Origin of the sequence: Lysobacter sp. ESA13C, from assembly GCF_019970005.1 — a bacterium.
GTDB classification, from domain to species: domain Bacteria; phylum Pseudomonadota; class Gammaproteobacteria; order Xanthomonadales; family Xanthomonadaceae; genus Lysobacter; species Lysobacter antibioticus_B.
In genome coordinates this window covers 15743-33236 of sequence record NZ_JAHXYK010000008.1, presented here as the reverse complement: position 1 = coordinate 33236, position 17494 = coordinate 15743, and the positions used below count along the sequence as shown (strand labels likewise).

Genomic DNA, 17494 nt, shown 5'->3' with positions numbered 1-17494 from the left:
GGATCGGCTGCGCCGAATCCCGAATCCCTAATCGCGAACCCCGGCCTTACTCACCAGGTCCCGGTCCGCTTGAACTCTTCGATGCCCTTCTTGAAGGCGCCTTCGATTTCGTCGTTCCAGTCGCCGCTGTCGTTGATCTTCTTGACCAGCTCGCCGGCGGTGTTGGTGAAGTGCGCGTGCAGCGCCTCTTCGAACGCACCGATCTTGGTCACCGGCACGTCGTCCATGTGGCCCTTGTCGACCGCGTAGATCGACAGCGACTGCAGGGCGATCGACATCGGCGCGTACTGCTTCTGCTTCATCAGCTCGGTGACGCGCTGACCGCGCTCGAGCTGCTTGCGGGTGGCTTCGTCGAGGTCGGAAGCGAACTGCGCGAACGCAGCCAGCTCGCGGTACTGGGCCAGGGCGATACGGATGCCGCCAGACAGCTTCTTGACGATCTTGGTCTGGGCCGCGCCGCCGACGCGCGACACCGAGATACCGGCGTTCACGGCCGGGCGGATGCCGGCGTTGAACAGGTCGGTTTCCAGGAAGATCTGGCCGTCGGTGATCGAGATCACGTTGGTCGGAACGAACGCCGAGACGTCGCCGGCCTGGGTTTCGATGATCGGCAGCGCGGTCAGCGAACCGGTCTTGCCCTTCACTTCGCCGTTGGTGAACTTCTCGACGTAGTCGGTCGACACGCGCGCGGCGCGCTCGAGCAGGCGGCTGTGCAGGTAGAACACGTCGCCCGGGTAGGCTTCGCGGCCCGGCGGGCGCTTGAGCAGCAGCGAGATCTGGCGGTAGGCGACGGCCTGCTTGGACAGATCGTCGTACACGATCAGCGCGTCTTCGCCGCGGTCGAGGAAGTACTCGCCCATGGTGCAGCCCGAGTAGGCGCTGATGTACTGCATCGCGGCCGATTCGGACGCGGTCGCGGCGACCACGATGGTGTGGGCGAGCGCGCCGTTCTCTTCGAGCTTGCGCACGACGTTGGCGACCGAGCTGGCCTTCTGGCCGATAGCGACGTACACGCACTTAATGCCGGTGCCCTTCTGGTTGATGATCGCGTCGATCGCCAGGGCGGTCTTGCCGGTCTGGCGGTCGCCGATGATCAGCTCACGCTGGCCGCGGCCGATCGGGATCATCGCGTCGACGGTCTTGTAGCCGGTCTGCACCGGCTGGTCGACCGACTTGCGCCAGATCACGCCCGGGGCCACGCGCTCCACCGGAGCGGTCATGGTCGCGGCGATCGGGCCCTTGCCGTCGATCGGCTCGCCGAGGGCGTTGACCACGCGGCCGAGCAGTTCGCGGCCGACCGGCACTTCCAGGATGCGTGCGGTGGTCTTGGCGATGTCGCCTTCGCGCAGGTGTTCGTAATCGCCCAGCACCACGGCGCCGACCGAGTCGCGCTCCAGGTTCAACGCCAGGGCGAAGGTGTTGTTCGGCAGTTCGATCATTTCGCCCTGCATCACGTCGGCCAGGCCGTGGATGCGCACGATGCCGTCGGACACCGAGGTGACCGTGCCTTCATTGCGCGCTTCGGCGGCCAGCTTGACCTTCTCGATGCGGGTCTTGATCAGTTCGCTGATTTCGGACGGGTTGAGCTGGGTGCTTGCCATTGTCGTTTCCTTGGTCCTGCATCGCGATGGGGCGACGCGCGGGTGCTTTCTTTTGGTTCGGGAGTCGGGAATGGGGAATCGGGAATCGGAAGAGCTACTGCTTCGACGATTCTCTATTCCCTATTCTCTATTCCCGGCTTAACCGGCCAGCGCCGTCTGCAGGCGCGCGAGCTTGCCCTTGAGCGAGCCATCGATCACCACGTCGCCGGCATCGATCACCGCGCCGCCGATCAGCGACGCGTCGACGGCCGTCTCGACTTCGACCTTGCGGCCGAAGCGCTTCACCAGCGCGGCCGTGATCGATTCGAGTTCGGCCGCGGGCAGATCGCTGGCGGAGGTGACCTTGGCCTTGACCACGCGGTCGGCTTCGGCGCGCAGCTCCTCGAACTGACCGGAGATCTCCGGCAGCAGCGCCAGACGGCGGTTGTCGGCCAACAGCGCGAGAAAGCGCTGGAAGGCTTCGTCCGCGCCGTCGATCGCGACCAGGCCGACCGCGTCGGCCAGGGTCAGCTGCGGATGACCGAGCAGCCCCTGCACCTGCGGATCGCCGGCGACGCGCGCCGCGAAGGCGAGCGCCTGGGACCATTCGGCGGAGCGGCCGGCGTCGTTCGCGGCCGCAAAAGCGGCGCGGGCGTACGGACGTGCGAGGGTAAGGTTCTGGCTCATCGCGTTGGGCTATCCGATCAGATTTCTGCGGCCAGCTCGTCGAGCAGCGCCTTATGGGCGTTGGCGTCGATTTCGCGCTTGAGCAGCTTTTCGGCGCCGCTCACGGCCAGCGTGGACACCTGCTTGCGCAGATCCTCGCGAGCGCGATCGGTGGCCGCGGCGATTTCGGCGTCGGCCAGCGCTTTCAGGCGCGTGCCTTCGACGACGGCGTCGGTCTTGGCCTGGTCGATGATCTGATTGGCGCGCTGATGCGCCTGATCGATGATCTCGTTGGCCTTGGTACGGGCTTCACGCAGCGCCGCGTCGACGCTTTCCTGCGCCTGCGCAAGGTCTTTCTGGCTGCGTTCGGCAGCCGCAAGACCTTCGGCGATTTTCTTCTGGCGCTCTTCGATCGCTGCGTTCAGCGGCGGCCAAATGAACTTCATCGTGAACCATACGAGGATCGCGAAGGAGAGCATCTGACCGAAGAAAGTCATGTTGGGATTCATGACGGGTCCTCGACGTTGCTTACGTTGGGCCGGCTAGCGCCGGCCCGGGTTGCCGAATCGTGCCCCGGACGGGGCACGATTCTGCCTGATCAGCCAGCGGCGCCAGCGAGCTTGACGGCTTCGATCAGCGGGTTGGTGAACGCGAAGAACAGGGCAACGGCGAGGCCGATGATGAACGCGGCGTCGATCAGGCCGGCGAGCAGGAACATGCGGCCCTGCAGCATCGGGACCAGCTCCGGCTGACGTGCGGCGGATTCGAGGAACTTCGAACCCATGATCGCGATGCCCAGGCAAGCGCCGAGCGCGCCGAGGCCGATGATGATGCCGATCGCGATGGCGGTCAGACCCTGAACGTTGGCGATGAACTCCATGGTGCTTCTCCTGGTAGAGGTAGTGCTAAACGGTGAAGGGAAAACGAATGAGGGATGGTGCGCGTCGAGCGATGGATCAATGACTTTCGCGGGCGCCGGCGATGTAGACGACCGTGAGGATCATGAAAATGAAGGCCTGCAACAGGATGATCAGGATGTGGAAGATCGCCCAGGCCGCGTTGGCGAGCACGCCGGGCACGATGGTGTAGATGCTTCCCATCAGACCGGCGATGAGCATGAACACCAGCTCGCCGCCGTACATGTTGCCGAACAGTCGCATCGCGAGCGAAACCGGCTTGACCAGCCACTCGATGATGTTCATGACCAGGTTGACCGGCACCAGCGCGAGCTTCATCGGACCGTGCGCGTGGAACGGCGCGGTGACCAGTTCCTTGCCGAAGCCGCCGACGCCTTTGGCCGAAACCGCGTGGCCGATCAGGATGAAGAACACCGAGACCGAGATCGCGAACGTGGTATTGAGGTCGGCGGTCGGAACGGCGCGGAAATACGTGTGGTGCGCCGCTTCCGGACCGGCGGTGACATGGACCAGCCAACCGAACAGGTCGAGCGGCAGCAGGTCCATCGTGTTCATGAACACGACCCACATGAAGATGGTCAGCGCCAGCGGGGTCACCGAACGGCGGTCGCCGTGGAAGGTGTCCTTCACCTGGCCGTCGATGAACTCGAGAATGATCTCGACGAAAGCCTGGCCCTTGCTCGGGACGCCCGCGGTGGCCTTGCGTGCCGCCAGACCGAACCACAGGATGAAGAGCAGGCCGAGCACCAAAGCGACGATCCACGAGTCGAAATTGAACTTCGACAACGCTTCACTGCCAAAGACCTCACTGGTGTTGTGGGTCAAATGGTGCTTGATGTATTCGTTCAGGCCGCCCGAACCGGTCTGTTCACTCACGAAAGACACCTTATCGTTTCAAAAGATTGGCCAGTACGAAGGCCAGCGTCGCCGCCAGCAGCCCCACCAGCATTGGAAGCGGAGGTAGACGCCACCAGGCCATTCCGAGCCCGAGCACCGCCAGTACCACCACCCATTTGAATATGACTCCGGCCAACAACCGACCCACTACCATCCCGGCCGGTTGCACGCCTCCCCCCAATGCCATCCTGGCGGCCACGAGGCTGCCAGCGACCGTCGCGCCGCCGCCGACCGCCGCCGCCAATGCGTGGGACGCACCGAAGGGGTAGAAGGCCAGCGCAGCCAGCGCCATCGCGCCGAATTGCCAGGCAATCGCGCGCGACGCCAACCGGCGACCTGCGGACAAAGGATCGTGCACGCGGGACTCGTCGGTATGGGGTTGGCGCAAAGCGCCCGGTAGAGCCGCAAAAGTATAGAACGCGGGCGCAGTTGCGGCAACCGCCGTCGGTCATACCTGTGCGGAGCGCCCGGTAGTACACGGCATCTATGGCGGCGGCGGAGAACTTCATGGCCGCGACTATGGCCCGCACTGCGCGGCCGTTGAATTACCCGGGAGGTAAAGCGCCCGGCGCGGAGCCTCATCTCGATAGCCTGGATCTATCGTAACGAGCATAAAGGTCGATTTGATTTTTCAGGGCGAAGGCGTATTGTTGAGAACAATTCTCATTTAGGTCATCCGCATGAGCAAGACCCTCAGCTTTGCCTGCGTGCATTTCTCGGTCGCGTTCCTCGTCGGCTACCTGATGACCGGCAGCGTCTGGGTCGGCGGCGCGCTGGCCCTGGTCGAACCGGCCTGCAACACGGTGGCCTTCCACTTTCACGAGAAGATCTGGAAGCGGATCGAACGCCGCCGCGCCGCGGCTTCGCCGGGCGCCCTGGCGACTTGATCGAAATCTTTGACGAAGTTCGGAACCTTTCGCGAAAGCACCGGTCAGTATCTGTGAACGCCCGCCGCCTCTCTCTCCTCGTCAATGGCAAAGCAGCGGCGGGCTCCCCCGAAGCCCCGGCATGACCCGCCGGGGCTTCGCCTTTTTGCGGCAAGGGTCACGTTCGAGGCATTGCGACTTTGCCGCAACGGTCGGCACCGCTTTTTTTCACCGTCACTGCACTTCTTGCGCGGCATTCATGGACCCGCCAGTACATCAAACCGTACTGCGCTTCCCCCGCAACGGAGTGATCCCGTGAACCCGAAACTTTTGCCACTGACGCTCGCGTTGGCCGCGACGAGCGCTTTGTTCGCGCAATCCGCGCATGCCGAAGACGATCGCTTCACCGTACGTTTGGGCGCCATGTCGGTCGAAGGCAGCGGCGAACTCAGCGCCGGCACCACCTTCCGCGGCGAACCCTACCGATTCAGCCAGGACTTCGATTTCGGCAGCCGCGAAACCGTGCCGCGCATCGAGGGCGTGTTCCGCTTCAGCGAGCGCAACCGCCTGCTGTTCAACTACTTCGGCTACGACAAGAGCAAACGCGCCACCCTCGGCGAGGCGATTTCCTACGACGACACCACCATTCCGGCCGGCAGTTTCGCCGAGGCCAAGGCCAAGTTCGAACTGGCCAGCGTGATGTACGACTACGCCGTGGTCGAGACCGAGACGGTGAGCTGGGGTCTGCAGATCGGCGTGGAGTACGCCAAGCTCGAAGGCAAGCTGCGTGCCGAGGCCGGCGCCGACAACTACCGCACCAGTTCCAGCGAAGACGGCTATGCGCCGGTGGTCGGCACGCGCCTGACCCTGTCGCCGAACGACCGCTGGCGCTTCGTCGTCCAGGGCCAGTACCTCGACGCCGATTGGGGCGATTTCGGCGATTACGAAGGCGACATCAGCCGCGCCAACGCCCTGGTCGAATACCGCTTCACCCCGGCGATCGGCGCCTTCGTCGGCTACGACTGGTTCAAGATCGACGCCCGGCGCGCAGGCAACGACGGCGTCATCGGCCTGGACCAGCGATTCAAGGGACCGATGGCCGGCGTGACGTTCTCGTTCTGAGGCCGCGTTTGCTCATGCGTGCGGCGCATTCGCGCCGCACGCGCAGCGATCTGGAACGCCGTGATGCGACCAAGGCAGGAGCGGCGCAAGCCGCGACAACGCAGCCCCATGATGGTCGCGCCGGTCGCCGCCGGTTCGCGGTCGCGGCTTGCGCCGCTCCTACCCTGGGGCAATAACTACGCTGGTCGTTGCGAATGCGCCAGCCTATTCGCAGCCCGACGACGACGAAGGCGACGGAGGTGGCCGCACTCTCAACCAATCGTCCGCGTTGGGAATGGGCGTCGCCGCCTTGGCATAACGGGCGATGGCATCCAATTGCGAGTCTTTACGCCCATCCCAACCTTCGCCGAGGTGACGGCCGTTGTCGCAATACTCCAGCGATCCCACCCGATCGGAGCCGGATACGAACACCAGATAATCGTGGCCCAAGGTCACCGGCAAACCGCAGCTGCCGTTGCTCGCCTCCAAGTGCGATACGGAAGCCACGTCGCCTTTCAGGCTGCGCACCGCAGCGAACTTAGCCACCACCATGGTCTTCCGCCATGGGGTCGGGTTCGGCGCGGCCACGACCTCCGCCGATACCACACGCACGACCGCGACCACGCGGGCTCGGTCGATCACCCCCTGCAAACCGTCCTTAACCTTCGTGCAAGAGCACGCCATCGCCCAAGCGGGCGACAGCGCGAGCAGCATCCCGACAAGCAAACGCTGCATTACTTCTTCTTGGGGATATACAAATCGGTGATGGTGCCGTCGAACACCTCGGCGGCCATGCCGACCGATTCGCTCAGGGTCGGGTGCGGGTGGATGGTGTGGCCGATGTCCGCGACCTCGCAGCCCATCTCGATCGCCAGGCCGATCTCGGCGATCAGGTCGCCGGCGTGCACGCCGACGATGCCGCCGCCGACGATGCGGTGGGTGGCTTCGTCGAAGATCAGCTTGGTGAAGCCCTCGGTGCGGCCGATGCCGATCGCGCGGCCGCTGGCGGCCCACGGGAACTTGCCGATGCCGACCTTGAGGCCCTTGGCCTTGGCCTCGCTCTCGGTGACGCCGACCCAGGCGATTTCCGGATCGGTGTAGGCCACCGACGGAATCACCCGCGCCACCCACTCTTTCTTCTCGCCGGCCGCCACTTCGGCGGCGAGCTTGCCTTCGTGGGTGGCCTTGTGGGCCAGCATCGGGTTACCGACCAGATCGCCGATGGCGAAGATGTGCGGCACGTTGGTGCGCATCTGCCGGTCGGCCGGAATGAAGCCGCGTTCGGTGACGCTGACGCCGGCCTTGTCGGCGCCGATCTTGCCGCCGTTCGGCGCGCGGCCCACCGCGACCAGCACGCGGTCATAGACGGTCGCCTCGAGCGCGGCGGCCTTGCCGGCCTCGGCGCTTTCGAAGGACACCTTGATGCCTTCCTTCAGCGCCTCGGTGGCCGCGGCCTTGGTCTTCAGATGCACCGCCACGCCCTGCTTCTTCAGGCGGTCGGCGAGCGGCTTGACCAGATCGGGATCGGCGCCCGGCATCAGCTGGTCCATGAACTCGACCACGGTGACTTCGCTGCCCAGCGCGCGGTACACCGTGGCCATTTCCAGGCCGATGATGCCGCCGCCGACGACCAGCAGTTTCTGCGGAATCTCGGCCAGCTCCAGCGCGTCGGTGGAATCCATCACGCGCTGGTCGTCCCACGGGAAATTGCCGAGCTTCACCGCCTGCGAGCCGGCGGCGATGATGCATTGCTCGAAGCGGATCAACTGAGTGCCGCCCTCGCCCGCCACTTCCAGCTCGTTGGGCGAGACGAAGCTGCCGGTACCGGAGACCACGCGCACTTTGCGCTGCTTGGCCATGCCGGCCAGGCCCTTGGTCAACTGGCCGACCACTTTTTCCTTGTACTTGCGCAACGCGTCCAGGTCGATGCTCGGCTTGCCGAAGCTGACGCCGTAATCGCTGGCGTGCTCGGCCTCGTCGATGACCGCGGCCGCATGCAGCAGCGCCTTGGACGGAATGCAGCCGACGTTGAGGCAGACGCCGCCGAGGCTGGCGTAGCGCTCGACCAGCACCGTGTCGAGGCCGAGGTCGGCGGCGCGGAACGCGGCGGTGTAGCCGCCGGGGCCGGAGCCGAGCACGAGCATGCGGCATTCGACGTCGGCCTTGCGGCCGCTCGCCGCGGCGGCGGCCGGCGCGGGTGCGCTGCTTGCCGTTGCCGTTGCTGCCGCAGCGGGAGCCGCAGCGGCAGCGGGCTTCGGCGCTTCGGCCGGCGCCGCTGCGCTGTTGTCCGCGGCCGGCTTCGGCGCCTCGCCTGCGCCTTCGGCTTCGAGGATCGCGATCACCGCGCCCTCGGAGACCTTGTCGCCGATCTTGACGCTGATCGACTTGACCACGCCGTCGGCCGACGAGGGCACTTCCATCGTCGCCTTGTCCGATTCCAGCGTGACCAGGCCCTGGTCTTTCTTCACCGTATCGCCGACGGCGACCAGCAATTCGATCACCGGCACGTCGTCGTAGCCGCCGATGTCGGGAACCTTCACTTCGATGTTGTTGGCCATGACGCTGCGTCCTTTGTTCTATCTCGGGCCGACGGCGCGCTCGAAGCGTCCGTCGTGGGGGCGGCCATCGCAGCGCGACGGCCTGGCATGGGGCGGCGCGTACGCCGGATCAGCTCGCCGGCGCCGATGCGGCTTCGGCCAGACGCTTGTCCAATTCGTCCAGCGATTCTTCCAGCGCGCGCCAGCGGCGCTCGCGCTTGGACTCGCTTTCGTTCGCCGCCTCGGTCATCAGGCCGACCTGTTCCATGATCGATTCGCCCGGCCCGCAATCGGGGCGCACACCGCTGATGCGCAGGCCGTCGACGACGAAGATCAACTGGTCCTGTTCGTGGAACTCGGCGGCCTTGCCTTCCGGCGCCAGCGTGGACAGCGCGCGCTTCCAGCTCGCGACCAGGCGCTGGGCCAGGACCGCCGGCATCGGCGCCTCTTCGTTCTCGACTTCCTGGTCCACCCGCAGTTCCAGCGCCGAGCTGCGGCGCGAGGAGCTCCAGGCCGCCACGCGCTCGCTGGCGGTGGCGTGGCGCAGGGTCCAATCGCTCTCGCCCGGAATCAGCATCAGGCCGCTCTCGACACCGCGCGCCGGCAGATAGGTCAGGCGCAGGCCGGGCTCGGCCTTGGCCGCGAGCAGTTGCTCGACCGCCGAGCCATGGTTTTCGGTAGCCGGCGGCCAACCGCGGCCCAGGGACACTTGGCAGCCATCGGCGGCGTGAGCCAACGGAGCGGCCAGCAGCAAGGCGATCAGGCCGATGCGGCCAAGACGGCGTGGAGCGGAGACGTTCGGTATGCGGCTCATTACGGCGGGCAATCCTATGGAGAACAGCGGGCGTCGGGGCGTGGAGCTTGCGAGGCCGGCGCGGCCGCAATGACGTGTCCCGGTCGTGGACCGGAGCGCATCGCGGCGGCATCGCCGGCGTCGGGCGAAATCGGCATGGCGGCCTGGCACGGTAGCCTGCTCCGCGCCGCCGCCGATGACGGCAGCGACGCGATACGCACTACGGAACCTAAACGGGAAGCCATCGCCGACGCGTGCCGCGCTTACAACAGCACGCGGCGCAGATCGGCCAGCAACTGCGCCAGGTAGGCGGTGAAGCGCGCGGCGGCGGCGCCGTCGATGACGCGGTGGTCGTAGGACAGCGACAGCGGCAGCAGCAGGCGCGGCACGAACTGCTTGCCGTCCCAGACCGGCTTGGTCGCCGACTTGGACACGCCGAGGATGGCGACTTCCGGCGCGTTGACGATCGGCGTGAACGAGGTGCCGCCGATGCCGCCGAGCGAGCTGATCGAGAAGCAACCGCCGCTCATGTCGGCCGGCCCCAGCTTGCCGTCGCGCGCCTTGGCGGCGAGCTCGCCGGTTTCCTTGGCGATCTGCAGCACACCCTTCTTGTCGCAGTCGCGCACCACCGGAACCACCAGGCCGTTCGGGGTGTCGGCGGCGAAGCCGATGTGGAAATACTTCTTGAGGGTCAGGTTTTCGCCGGAGGCATCGAGCGAGGCGTTGAAGTCGGGGTACTTCTTCAGCGCGGCCACGCTGGCCTTCATCAGGAAGGCGAGCATGGTCAGCTTCATGCCCGACTTCTCGTTCTCCTTGTTGAGCGCGACGCGCAGCGCTTCGAGCTCGGTGATGTCGGCATCGTCGTGCTGGGTGACGTGCGGGATCATCGCCCAGTTGCGCGCGAGGTTGGCGCCGGAAAGCTTCTTGATGCGCGACAGCGCGACCGTCTCGGTCTCGCCGAACTTGCTGAAGTCGACCTTCGGCCACGGCAACAGGTTGAGGCCGCCGCCGTTCGAGGCCGGCGCGCCGCCGGTCGCGGCGACCGCGCCGCCGCCCTGCATCACGCCCTTGACGAAGGACTGCACGTCTTCCTTGCTGATGCGGCCGCCGCGTGCGCTGCCGCTGACTCGACCCAGGTCGACGCCGAGCTCGCGTGCGAACAGACGCACCGCCGGGCTCGCGTACGGCACCTTGTCGGGCATGAGTTCGTCGGCGGTGAACGCCACCGGCGGGGTGCGCGGCGGCATCGCTTCGGGGTCGGTGCCGGCGTTGGCGCCGGGGATCGCTGCAGGGGTTGCGGCAGGCGCGGCCGGGGCTTCGGCCTTCGCTGCGACCGGGGCTTCGGCTTTGGCAGGAGCGGGTGCCGCAGCTGCGGGCGCGGCGGGTTTTGCCGGCTCTTGCGGCGAAGCAGGCGCTGCTTTGGCTTCCCCTTCGGTGGGTTCGATCAGCGCGACCACGCTGCCTTCGGCGAGTTGGTCGCCGATCTTGACCTTGAGCTCGCGCACCACGCCGGCGAACGGTGCCGGCACTTCCATCGTGGCCTTGTCCGATTCCAGCGTCACCAGTCCCTGGTCCTGGGTGACCGTGTCGCCGACCGCGACCAGCAGTTCGATGACGGGTACGCCGTCGTAGTCGCCGATGTCGGGGACGCGTGCTTCCTTCAGCTCAGCCATTTCGTGGGGCTCCGCAATGCGCGAAAACCCTATTGTGGCGGTTGCAGGCGGTCACGCCAACCGCGTTGCCGGCCAATACCCACTAAAGGGCTAAGCAGCACCGGGACGCACACCGGCGGTGCCAGCGTACGCCCCAGTACTGCCGTGCGCCGGTCACGGCTTGGCGGATTTGCCCGACTTGCCCGGCGTCGACTCGACCTGCAACAGATCCAGCGGCTGGCCCTGGTAGCGGTATTCCAGTGCGTCCTCGAGTACATCGAGCGCGCGCATCTGCCGGCACAGGCCTTCGGCGCGGCGTCCGAGCGCGTCGGCGCGCGGCTGCACCGCGGCTTCGATCCTGGCATCCAGGTCGTCGAGCTTCTGCAGACGGCCGACATCGCCGCTGAAGGCGGCGGTGACCGCACCGCCGACGACCTCACCGATCACCGTCGGCAGGGTGTCGCCGAGTGCATCGCCGATGCCGTCGCCGAGCGCCTTGCCACTGAAGTGGGTCGGGGTGATCACCCGGCTCAGACGGGCGTCGAGCTGCTGGCGCGCCTTCTCGACGTGGGCGCGGGTGCGCTCGGGATGGTTGCCCAACGCCGCGGCGACCTCACCGAGCGCGGTGAAGGCGATGCCCGCCGCTTCCCGGCCGATCAGCTGCGCTTCCGGCATGGCCGCGCGGGTGCCGCGTTCGAACTCGGCCAGGCGGCGCGCGTCGGCGGCGTCGAGCGCGATCCAGCGGTCGTCGACGAACAAACGCCCCTGGCGCATCACGATGGCCTTCGGCTCGCCGCTCTCGCGGGTCAGGATCAGGCTGCGCTCGTTGAGGGTCAGGAAATAGCCGCTGTCGATTTCGCAACTGGCGTCGACATGGATGTTGGAGGCGAAACTCGAACCGCAGGCCAGCGTCAGTGCGGCCAGGGCGGTCAGTCGGAACGTGTGGGACGGGCGCATCGTCGGGTCCTCGACGGTGGAGTGCGTTCAGGATGCCGCAGCGCCGCCGCGCCGGCCCGTGCCGATGGGCGGCGTGACCTTCGTCATGGCCGTTGGCCTTGCCGGCTGTGGCGGTTGGGTCGACGGACGGGTCGCCTGCTCTGCGCCGATCCAGGCCGATCCAGGCCGATCGCCGCGCAAATGCACCGATACGGGTGTGCATTGCGTTCCCGGCATGGAACGCACCGGTTCGCCGATCGCTCATGCAGAGAAGCAGGCATGGCATGGCGATGCGGCGGCTTTGCGCAATCCGATCGCTCGGCGCCCGCGTCGACAACGAACGCGCCAGCGCCGCGCGACATCGTTCATCGGTCGCGACGAACACGCGAAACCCTTGTGGCGCGTGCGATCTGCGATGAATCCCTGTGCATGGACAGCGCTCGCAAGCGACGATTTTTCGCGTGCATGCATTACGAGATGAACGCAGGTTCATGCAAGTCGCGCGCGGTTCATTTTGTTCATTTTTCCCTTGAAAACACGTGTCTAACACGATGCTCGCGTGAAAGTTCCTTCACCCGCGTTCGCGCGGCAAGTTCGGTTCATGCGTGCATGGCTATCTTGCGCATCGCCTCCCCCAAGGCATCGACACAACACAACAACAGGAGATATCTCCATGATGCGCTTTCGTCATTTGACCCTTGCCCTGATGGGCGCCATGGCCTTTGCCCCGGCCGCCTTCGCTCAGGATTCCACCACCACCGACACCGCGAGCGGCAAGCGCTTCGCCGTCGTCGGCGGTTACGCGCTCAGCCAGCCGACCAAGAACCCGCTGATCGGCGGCGTACGCACCGATCTCGACGGTGAAGGCGCGGCCACGCTCAGCGCCAGCTACTACATCAACGACAACATCGCCATCGAGGCGTGGGGTTCGGCCGACAAGTTCGGTCACCGCGTCAACGCCGGCGGCGGCAAGATCGGCAGCGTCGATTCGCAGCCCATCGCGCTGAGCGGCCAGTACCACTTCCGTACCGCCGACAGCACCGTGCGTCCGTTCCTGGGCCTGGGCTACTACGAAGCCAACTACAGCAACGAAACCCCGATCGCCGGCCAGCGCCTGGGCGTCGAGAACGCCAAGGGCGCGATGGCGACCGCCGGCGTCGACCTCAACATCACCCCGACCTGGTTCGCCCGCGCCGACGTGCGCTACATGCAGGGCAAGTCGGACGTGAAGCTCAACGGCCTCAAGGTCGGCGAAGCCGAGCTGAACCCGGTGACCGTCGGTATCGGCGTCGGCGCACGCTTCTGATCGCCTGATCGCATCGTTACGCAACACCCAACGGGCTCCTTCGGGAGCCCGTTGTCGTTTCGCCCGCTGTCATTTCGATTGGCGTCGTTCAGTGCGCCGTCGTCGCCGGCGCTCAGGCGAACGCGCGCGGATCGGCCACGCGGATCAGATAGAACGCGGCCCCGCTCGGATCGCTCAGGCGCGCGATGCGGTCGGCGCCGGCGTCGAACGGCGCCAGCAGGACGCGGCCGCCGAGCGCCACCGCGCGCGCGACGCAGGCATCGACATCGCGCACCTGCAGATAGATCGACCAATGCGGTGCCATGTCGCCCCACTCCGGTCCCATCTGCATCAGGCCGCCGAGCCTGCGCCGATCGTCGGAAAACACCCGGTAGCCGCTCGCCGCGGCCGGCTGCGCCTGCATGCGCCAACCGAACAAGCGCCGGTAATAGGCTTCGGCGCGGTCGAGGTCGCGCGTGGCCAGTTCGGCCCAGCACACGGCGTTGTCGACGCCGAGGCGGTCGACGCCGGGATGCGCGCGCTGCTGGGCGAGCAGGAAGGCGACGCCTTCCGGATCGCTGCACACCGCCATGCGTACATGCTCCATGAGCTCGAACGGCGCGGCGATCAAACGCCCGCCCAGCGCGACGGCGCGCTTGGCGACGGTGTCGCAGTCGGCGGCGCGGAAATACACGCCCCAATGCGGCACGCTGCTGCCGTCCGGCCCCGGCCAGGCGCCGGGCACCAGGCTGTAGGCGCCGGCGACGTCGTGGCCGTCGAGCTTGAAGATCGTGTACGGACTGCTGTCCGGCATCGGGGTGCGTTCGATGGTCCAACCGAACAAAGCACAATAGAACGCCTCGGCCGCGACCTGGCCGTCGGTCGCCAACTCGAACCAACACGGCGCTCCCGGCGCGTGGACGAGCGAGGTCATCGTGGCTCTCCCCCTGACTACCCCTCGACACTACGCCGTGGCGAAGAAATCGTCATGGCGCGCTGCGGCGAAAGCGCTGCGCTGCGGTGCCTTGGGTGAGACAGCAGGAGTTTCGGTGAGCCTCGGCCAGAACGGCACCGCGCTCAGGGATGTTCGGCCTCGACGTGGACGCGTTCGCGGCGCAGCAAATACAGCCCGCTGGCGACGATGATGGCGGCGCCGATCCAGGTCGTCGAATCGGGCAATACGCCCCACAAGCTGAGGTCGAGCAATACGCCCCAGATCAAGGCCGTGTACTCCAGCGGCGCGATCAGCGAGGCCTCGCCGAGGCGGAAGGCTTCGGTGACCGCGTATTGCCCGATCGAACCGGCGACGCCGAGGCCGGCGATCAGCCACAGGTCTTCGCCGCGGATCGGCGCCCACGCAGGCAAGGCCAGGGCGCCGGCGCCGAGGGTCAACATCACCATCAGCCAGACCATCATCGCCTGGGTGCTGTCGGTGCGCGACAACAGGCGCACGGTAATAGCGCTGACCGCATAGCCCAACGCCGCGGCCAACACCGCCAGCGCGGCCAGACTCAGCATGCCCTCGCCGCTCGGCCGCAGCAGTACCAATACGCCGATCAAGCCGATGCCGATCGCGACCCAGCGCCGCGGCCCGACCCGTTCGCCGAGGATCGGCCCGGACAGCGCGGTGATCAGCAAAGGCGCGATGAAGAAGATCGAATACGTCGTCGACAGCGGCAACCGATGCACGCCGTAGACGAAGGTCGCCATCATGCCGATGCCGAGCACGCCGCGCAGCAGATGCAGCGACCAGCGCACCCGCAACAGAGGCTTCAGCCCGCCGCTGGCCAACGCCCAGGTCAGCACGAACGGCAGCGAGGACGCGCCGCGCAGCGCGGCGACCTGGAAGGGTTGGTAGTGCGCCGACAGCAGCTTCAGCAGCGCGTCCATGATCGAGAACATCACCACCGCGACCAGCATGGTCGCCATCGCGCGACGGCGATGCGGATGCGCCACGCTCATGACGAGCGCTGGCCGGCGCAAGCGGCGTGCCGGGCGCAGGACAGGAAGCGGTGGTGTGACGAGAAGGACATGTCGGCCGATCGAAGCGGGACCGTCTATCTTGCCCGCCGCGCCTGCGCGCGTCATCCGGCCGACGGCGGACGCGATGAGACCGGGACGATGCCGCCCGGGCCGGCGCCGACAGAGCCAGCCGCGGCAGAGCAGGATCAGCCGCGCCGACGCAGCCGGCGTCCGAGCCCCACGCTGTAGGCCTGGTAGTAGCCGAGCAGCAGGCCGCCCACCGCGAGCAGGCTGCCTTGCCGCGGCAACCAACTGGCATGGTCGCTCCAGCCATGCGCGGCCTGCCACAGGCCGAACACGATCCGCGCTGCGACCACCAGGGTCAGGCCCAGGATCAGCCAGCGGTTCGGCGTGTAGTACAGGCTCTGGGCCTCGTACTCGAAGCGGGTCAGGCAGACGCCAAGCAGACCGAGCAACAGGCCTGCGCCCCAGCCGAGCGCGGCATACAGCGGCGCATCGGCGATCCAGTAGCCGACCAGCCAGGCGCTGACGAAGAAGATCAGCAGCGACAGCAGCGACAAGGCCGCCGCCAGCCGCACCGCCCACGGCAGGGCCCGGCGCCGGGCCTTGCCGTAGCGATAGCGCTGGATCAGCCCGAGCGGCAACAGCACCGCCCACAGCATCAGCAGGAGGAGCAAGGCCAGCGGAATCAGCAGCAACAGGGGCATGGCCGCAGCTTAGCGGCAGGCCGGGCCAAGGCCGCGCGAAGGAGGCGGCATGGGGATGGCGACCTCACCTCGTAACCCCATGAGGCTTGGAGCGCTCACTTTTTGCCCGTCATCCCCGCATAGGCGGGGGTGAGCGGACGTGGGTGCGAGCCACCGGCTCGCACGGCCGTGAACGCCAGGGTGCGATGCGCCCTGGCCGGGCCGCAGACGTAGAGACTTCAGCGCTCTACTCGGACGAGCCCTGGATCCCCGCCTTCGCGGGGATGACGAAATCGAGGAAACGCCCTGCGCGGGAAGGGCCGAATCGAGGACAACAGTCGCGCCCGGGATGACGGAATCGGGAAGGCGGCCGTGCTGGGGACGACGAAGTCGAGAACGACGGCCGCGGTTCGGCGGCCGTCCCGGACTCGCCTCAGGCCGCCTGGCCCAGACTGGCGATGTCGATGACGAAGCGGTAGCGCACATCGCCCTTGATCATGCGTTCGTAGGCCTCGTTGATCTGGGCGATGTCGATCAGCTCGATGTCCGAGGCCACGCCGTGTTCGGCGCAGAAATCCAGCATTTCCTGGGTTTCGCGGATGCCGCCTATCAGCGAACCGCCGAGCTTGCGCCGCTGCATGATCAGCGCGCCCGCGGCGACCGTCGACGGCGTTTCCGGAATGCCCAGCAGGACCATGGTGCCGTCGAACTTCAACAGGCCCAGGTAGGCGTTGTAATCGTGATCGCCGGACACCGAGTCGATGATGAAATCGAAGGAACGCGACAGCGTCTTGAAGGTCGCCTTGTCGCGGGTGGCGGCGAAGGCCTGCGCTCCCAGCGCCAGCGCCGCCTCGCGCTTGGACTCGGAGGTGCTCAGCACGGTCACCCGCGCGCCCATCGCCACCGCGATCTTGACCGCCATATGGCCCAGGCCGCCGAGGCCGACGACCGCGACTTCGTCGCCGGCCTTGACCCCGTAATGCTTCAACGGCGAGTAGGTGGTGATGCCGGCGCACAACAGCGGCGCGGCGCGATCCAGCGGAATCGACTCGGGAATGCGCAGCACGTAGTCCTGGTCGACGGTGATGCGGGTCGAATAGCCGCCGTAGGTCGGCGCCCCGGTGCCGCGCTCGCGCGAGTTGTAGGTGCCGGTCATGCCCTGGTCGCAGTACTGCTCCTCGCCGGCCCGGCACTGCGGGCATTCGCGGCACGAATCGACGAAACAGCCGACGCCGACCGCGTCGCCGAGCTGGAAGCTCTTGACGTTGGCGCCGAGTCGGGCGACCCGGCCGACGATTTCGTGGCCCGGCACCATCGGGAAGGCCGAACCGCCCCACTCGTCGCGGGCCTGGTGAATGTCGGAATGGCAGACGCCGCAATAGAGAATGTCGATCAGGACCTCGTTCGGGCCCGGCTCGCGGCGCTCGATCGAGAACGGAGCCAGCGGCGTGCGCGCATCGACGGCGGCGTAGGCGGCGGTTTTGTGCATGAGGTCGGATCCTGGAAACGGGTGAACGGAGTTTATCGGCGCCCCGATGAGCGGGGCGTCGGCCCGCCGCAACAGTGCATATCGCCCCCGCGCTTGCGTTACCCTT

19 protein-coding genes are annotated in these 17494 nt (G+C 66.9%); 4 read left to right on the top strand and 15 right to left on the bottom strand.

Annotated elements, in window-relative coordinates:
* Window positions 1-50: 50 nt before the first annotated feature.
* The 6 genes from atpA to LC490_RS16565 form a co-directional block, all read right to left on the bottom strand.
* The gene (gene atpA / locus LC490_RS16590) at window positions 51-1601 is read right to left on the bottom strand and encodes a F0F1 ATP synthase subunit alpha (RefSeq protein WP_031371121.1); all 1551 of its coding nucleotides are present in this window, start codon (window positions 1599-1601) and stop codon (window positions 51-53) included.
* Between the two features lie 138 nt (window positions 1602-1739).
* Entirely contained in the window at window positions 1740-2267 is a 528-nt protein-coding gene (locus tag LC490_RS16585; RefSeq protein ID WP_031371120.1) for a F0F1 ATP synthase subunit delta, read from the bottom strand.
* 17 nt (window positions 2268-2284) lie between these two features.
* Window positions 2285-2755: a F0F1 ATP synthase subunit B gene (locus LC490_RS16580; RefSeq protein WP_031371119.1), complete on the bottom strand. Its 471-nt coding sequence runs from the start codon at window positions 2753-2755 to the stop codon at window positions 2285-2287.
* Between the two features lie 89 nt (window positions 2756-2844).
* Window positions 2845-3126: a F0F1 ATP synthase subunit C gene (gene atpE, locus LC490_RS16575; RefSeq protein WP_223620907.1), complete on the bottom strand. Its 282-nt coding sequence runs from the start codon at window positions 3124-3126 to the stop codon at window positions 2845-2847.
* Between the two features lie 76 nt (window positions 3127-3202).
* On the bottom strand, window positions 3203-4039 hold the full coding sequence (gene atpB, locus LC490_RS16570) for a F0F1 ATP synthase subunit A (RefSeq protein WP_223620906.1): 837 nt from the start codon (window positions 4037-4039) through the stop codon (window positions 3203-3205).
* Window positions 4040-4049: 10 nt separating this feature from the next.
* Window positions 4050-4418, bottom strand: a complete 369-nt coding sequence (locus LC490_RS16565; RefSeq protein WP_031371116.1) for a hypothetical protein — start codon at window positions 4416-4418, stop codon at window positions 4050-4052.
* A gap of 322 nt (window positions 4419-4740) precedes the next feature.
* Between LC490_RS16565 and LC490_RS16560 the strand changes: the two genes are divergently transcribed.
* Together LC490_RS16560 and LC490_RS16555 are read left to right on the top strand one after the other, a co-directional pair.
* Window positions 4741-4947 (top strand): DUF2061 domain-containing protein, encoded by a 207-nt coding sequence (locus LC490_RS16560; protein ID WP_031371115.1) that lies wholly within the window; start codon window positions 4741-4743, stop codon window positions 4945-4947.
* Between the two features lie 294 nt (window positions 4948-5241).
* Window positions 5242-6048, top strand: coding sequence for a hypothetical protein (locus tag LC490_RS16555; RefSeq protein ID WP_031371114.1), 807 nt, complete (start codon window positions 5242-5244; stop codon window positions 6046-6048).
* A gap of 204 nt (window positions 6049-6252) precedes the next feature.
* Here the strand turns inward: LC490_RS16555 and LC490_RS16550 are convergent, their stop codons facing one another.
* From LC490_RS16550 to LC490_RS16530, 5 genes are all read right to left on the bottom strand, one after another.
* The gene (locus LC490_RS16550; RefSeq protein WP_223620905.1) at window positions 6253-6762 is read right to left on the bottom strand and encodes a hypothetical protein; all 510 of its coding nucleotides are present in this window, start codon (window positions 6760-6762) and stop codon (window positions 6253-6255) included.
* Entirely contained in the window at window positions 6762-8585 is a 1824-nt protein-coding gene (gene lpdA, locus LC490_RS16545) for a dihydrolipoyl dehydrogenase (protein WP_223620904.1), read from the bottom strand. The genes LC490_RS16550 and lpdA overlap by 1 nt, the downstream gene beginning before the upstream one ends.
* 109 nt (window positions 8586-8694) lie before the next feature.
* Window positions 8695-9378 (bottom strand): hypothetical protein, encoded by a 684-nt coding sequence (locus tag LC490_RS16540; protein WP_223620903.1) that lies wholly within the window; start codon window positions 9376-9378, stop codon window positions 8695-8697.
* Between the two features lie 242 nt (window positions 9379-9620).
* On the bottom strand, window positions 9621-11063 hold the full coding sequence (locus tag LC490_RS16535; protein ID WP_268745595.1) for a dihydrolipoyllysine-residue acetyltransferase: 1443 nt from the start codon (window positions 11061-11063) through the stop codon (window positions 9621-9623).
* Between the two features lie 120 nt (window positions 11064-11183).
* Window positions 11184-11966: a DUF2884 family protein gene (locus LC490_RS16530; protein WP_223620902.1), complete on the bottom strand. Its 783-nt coding sequence runs from the start codon at window positions 11964-11966 to the stop codon at window positions 11184-11186.
* 73 nt (window positions 11967-12039) lie between these two features.
* Between LC490_RS16530 and LC490_RS16525 the strand changes: the two genes are divergently transcribed.
* Window positions 12040-12426, top strand: a complete 387-nt coding sequence (locus tag LC490_RS16525; protein ID WP_223620901.1) for a hypothetical protein — start codon at window positions 12040-12042, stop codon at window positions 12424-12426.
* Between the two features lie 192 nt (window positions 12427-12618).
* Window positions 12619-13251: an OmpW family outer membrane protein gene (locus LC490_RS16520; RefSeq protein ID WP_031371109.1), complete on the top strand. Its 633-nt coding sequence runs from the start codon at window positions 12619-12621 to the stop codon at window positions 13249-13251.
* 112 nt (window positions 13252-13363) lie between these two features.
* On the opposite strand, the gene LC490_RS16515 is transcribed toward LC490_RS16520, so the two are convergent.
* The 4 genes from LC490_RS16515 to LC490_RS16500 all read right to left on the bottom strand — a co-directional run bounded on the left by LC490_RS16515 (window position 13364) and on the right by LC490_RS16500 (window position 17388).
* Entirely contained in the window at window positions 13364-14164 is an 801-nt protein-coding gene (locus LC490_RS16515; RefSeq protein ID WP_223620900.1) for a VOC family protein, read from the bottom strand.
* A gap of 143 nt (window positions 14165-14307) precedes the next feature.
* A complete protein-coding gene (locus LC490_RS16510) occupies window positions 14308-15192 on the bottom strand; it encodes a DMT family transporter (protein WP_036148157.1) in 885 nt (294 codons plus the stop codon).
* A 206-nt stretch (window positions 15193-15398) separates the two neighbouring features.
* Complete coding sequence (locus LC490_RS16505; protein ID WP_031371106.1) at window positions 15399-15920, bottom strand: hypothetical protein; 522 nt, start codon at window positions 15918-15920, stop codon at window positions 15399-15401.
* 412 nt (window positions 15921-16332) lie between these two features.
* Window positions 16333-17388 (bottom strand): NAD(P)-dependent alcohol dehydrogenase, encoded by a 1056-nt coding sequence (locus tag LC490_RS16500; protein WP_223620899.1) that lies wholly within the window; start codon window positions 17386-17388, stop codon window positions 16333-16335.
* Between the last annotated feature and the right edge of the window lie 106 nt (window positions 17389-17494).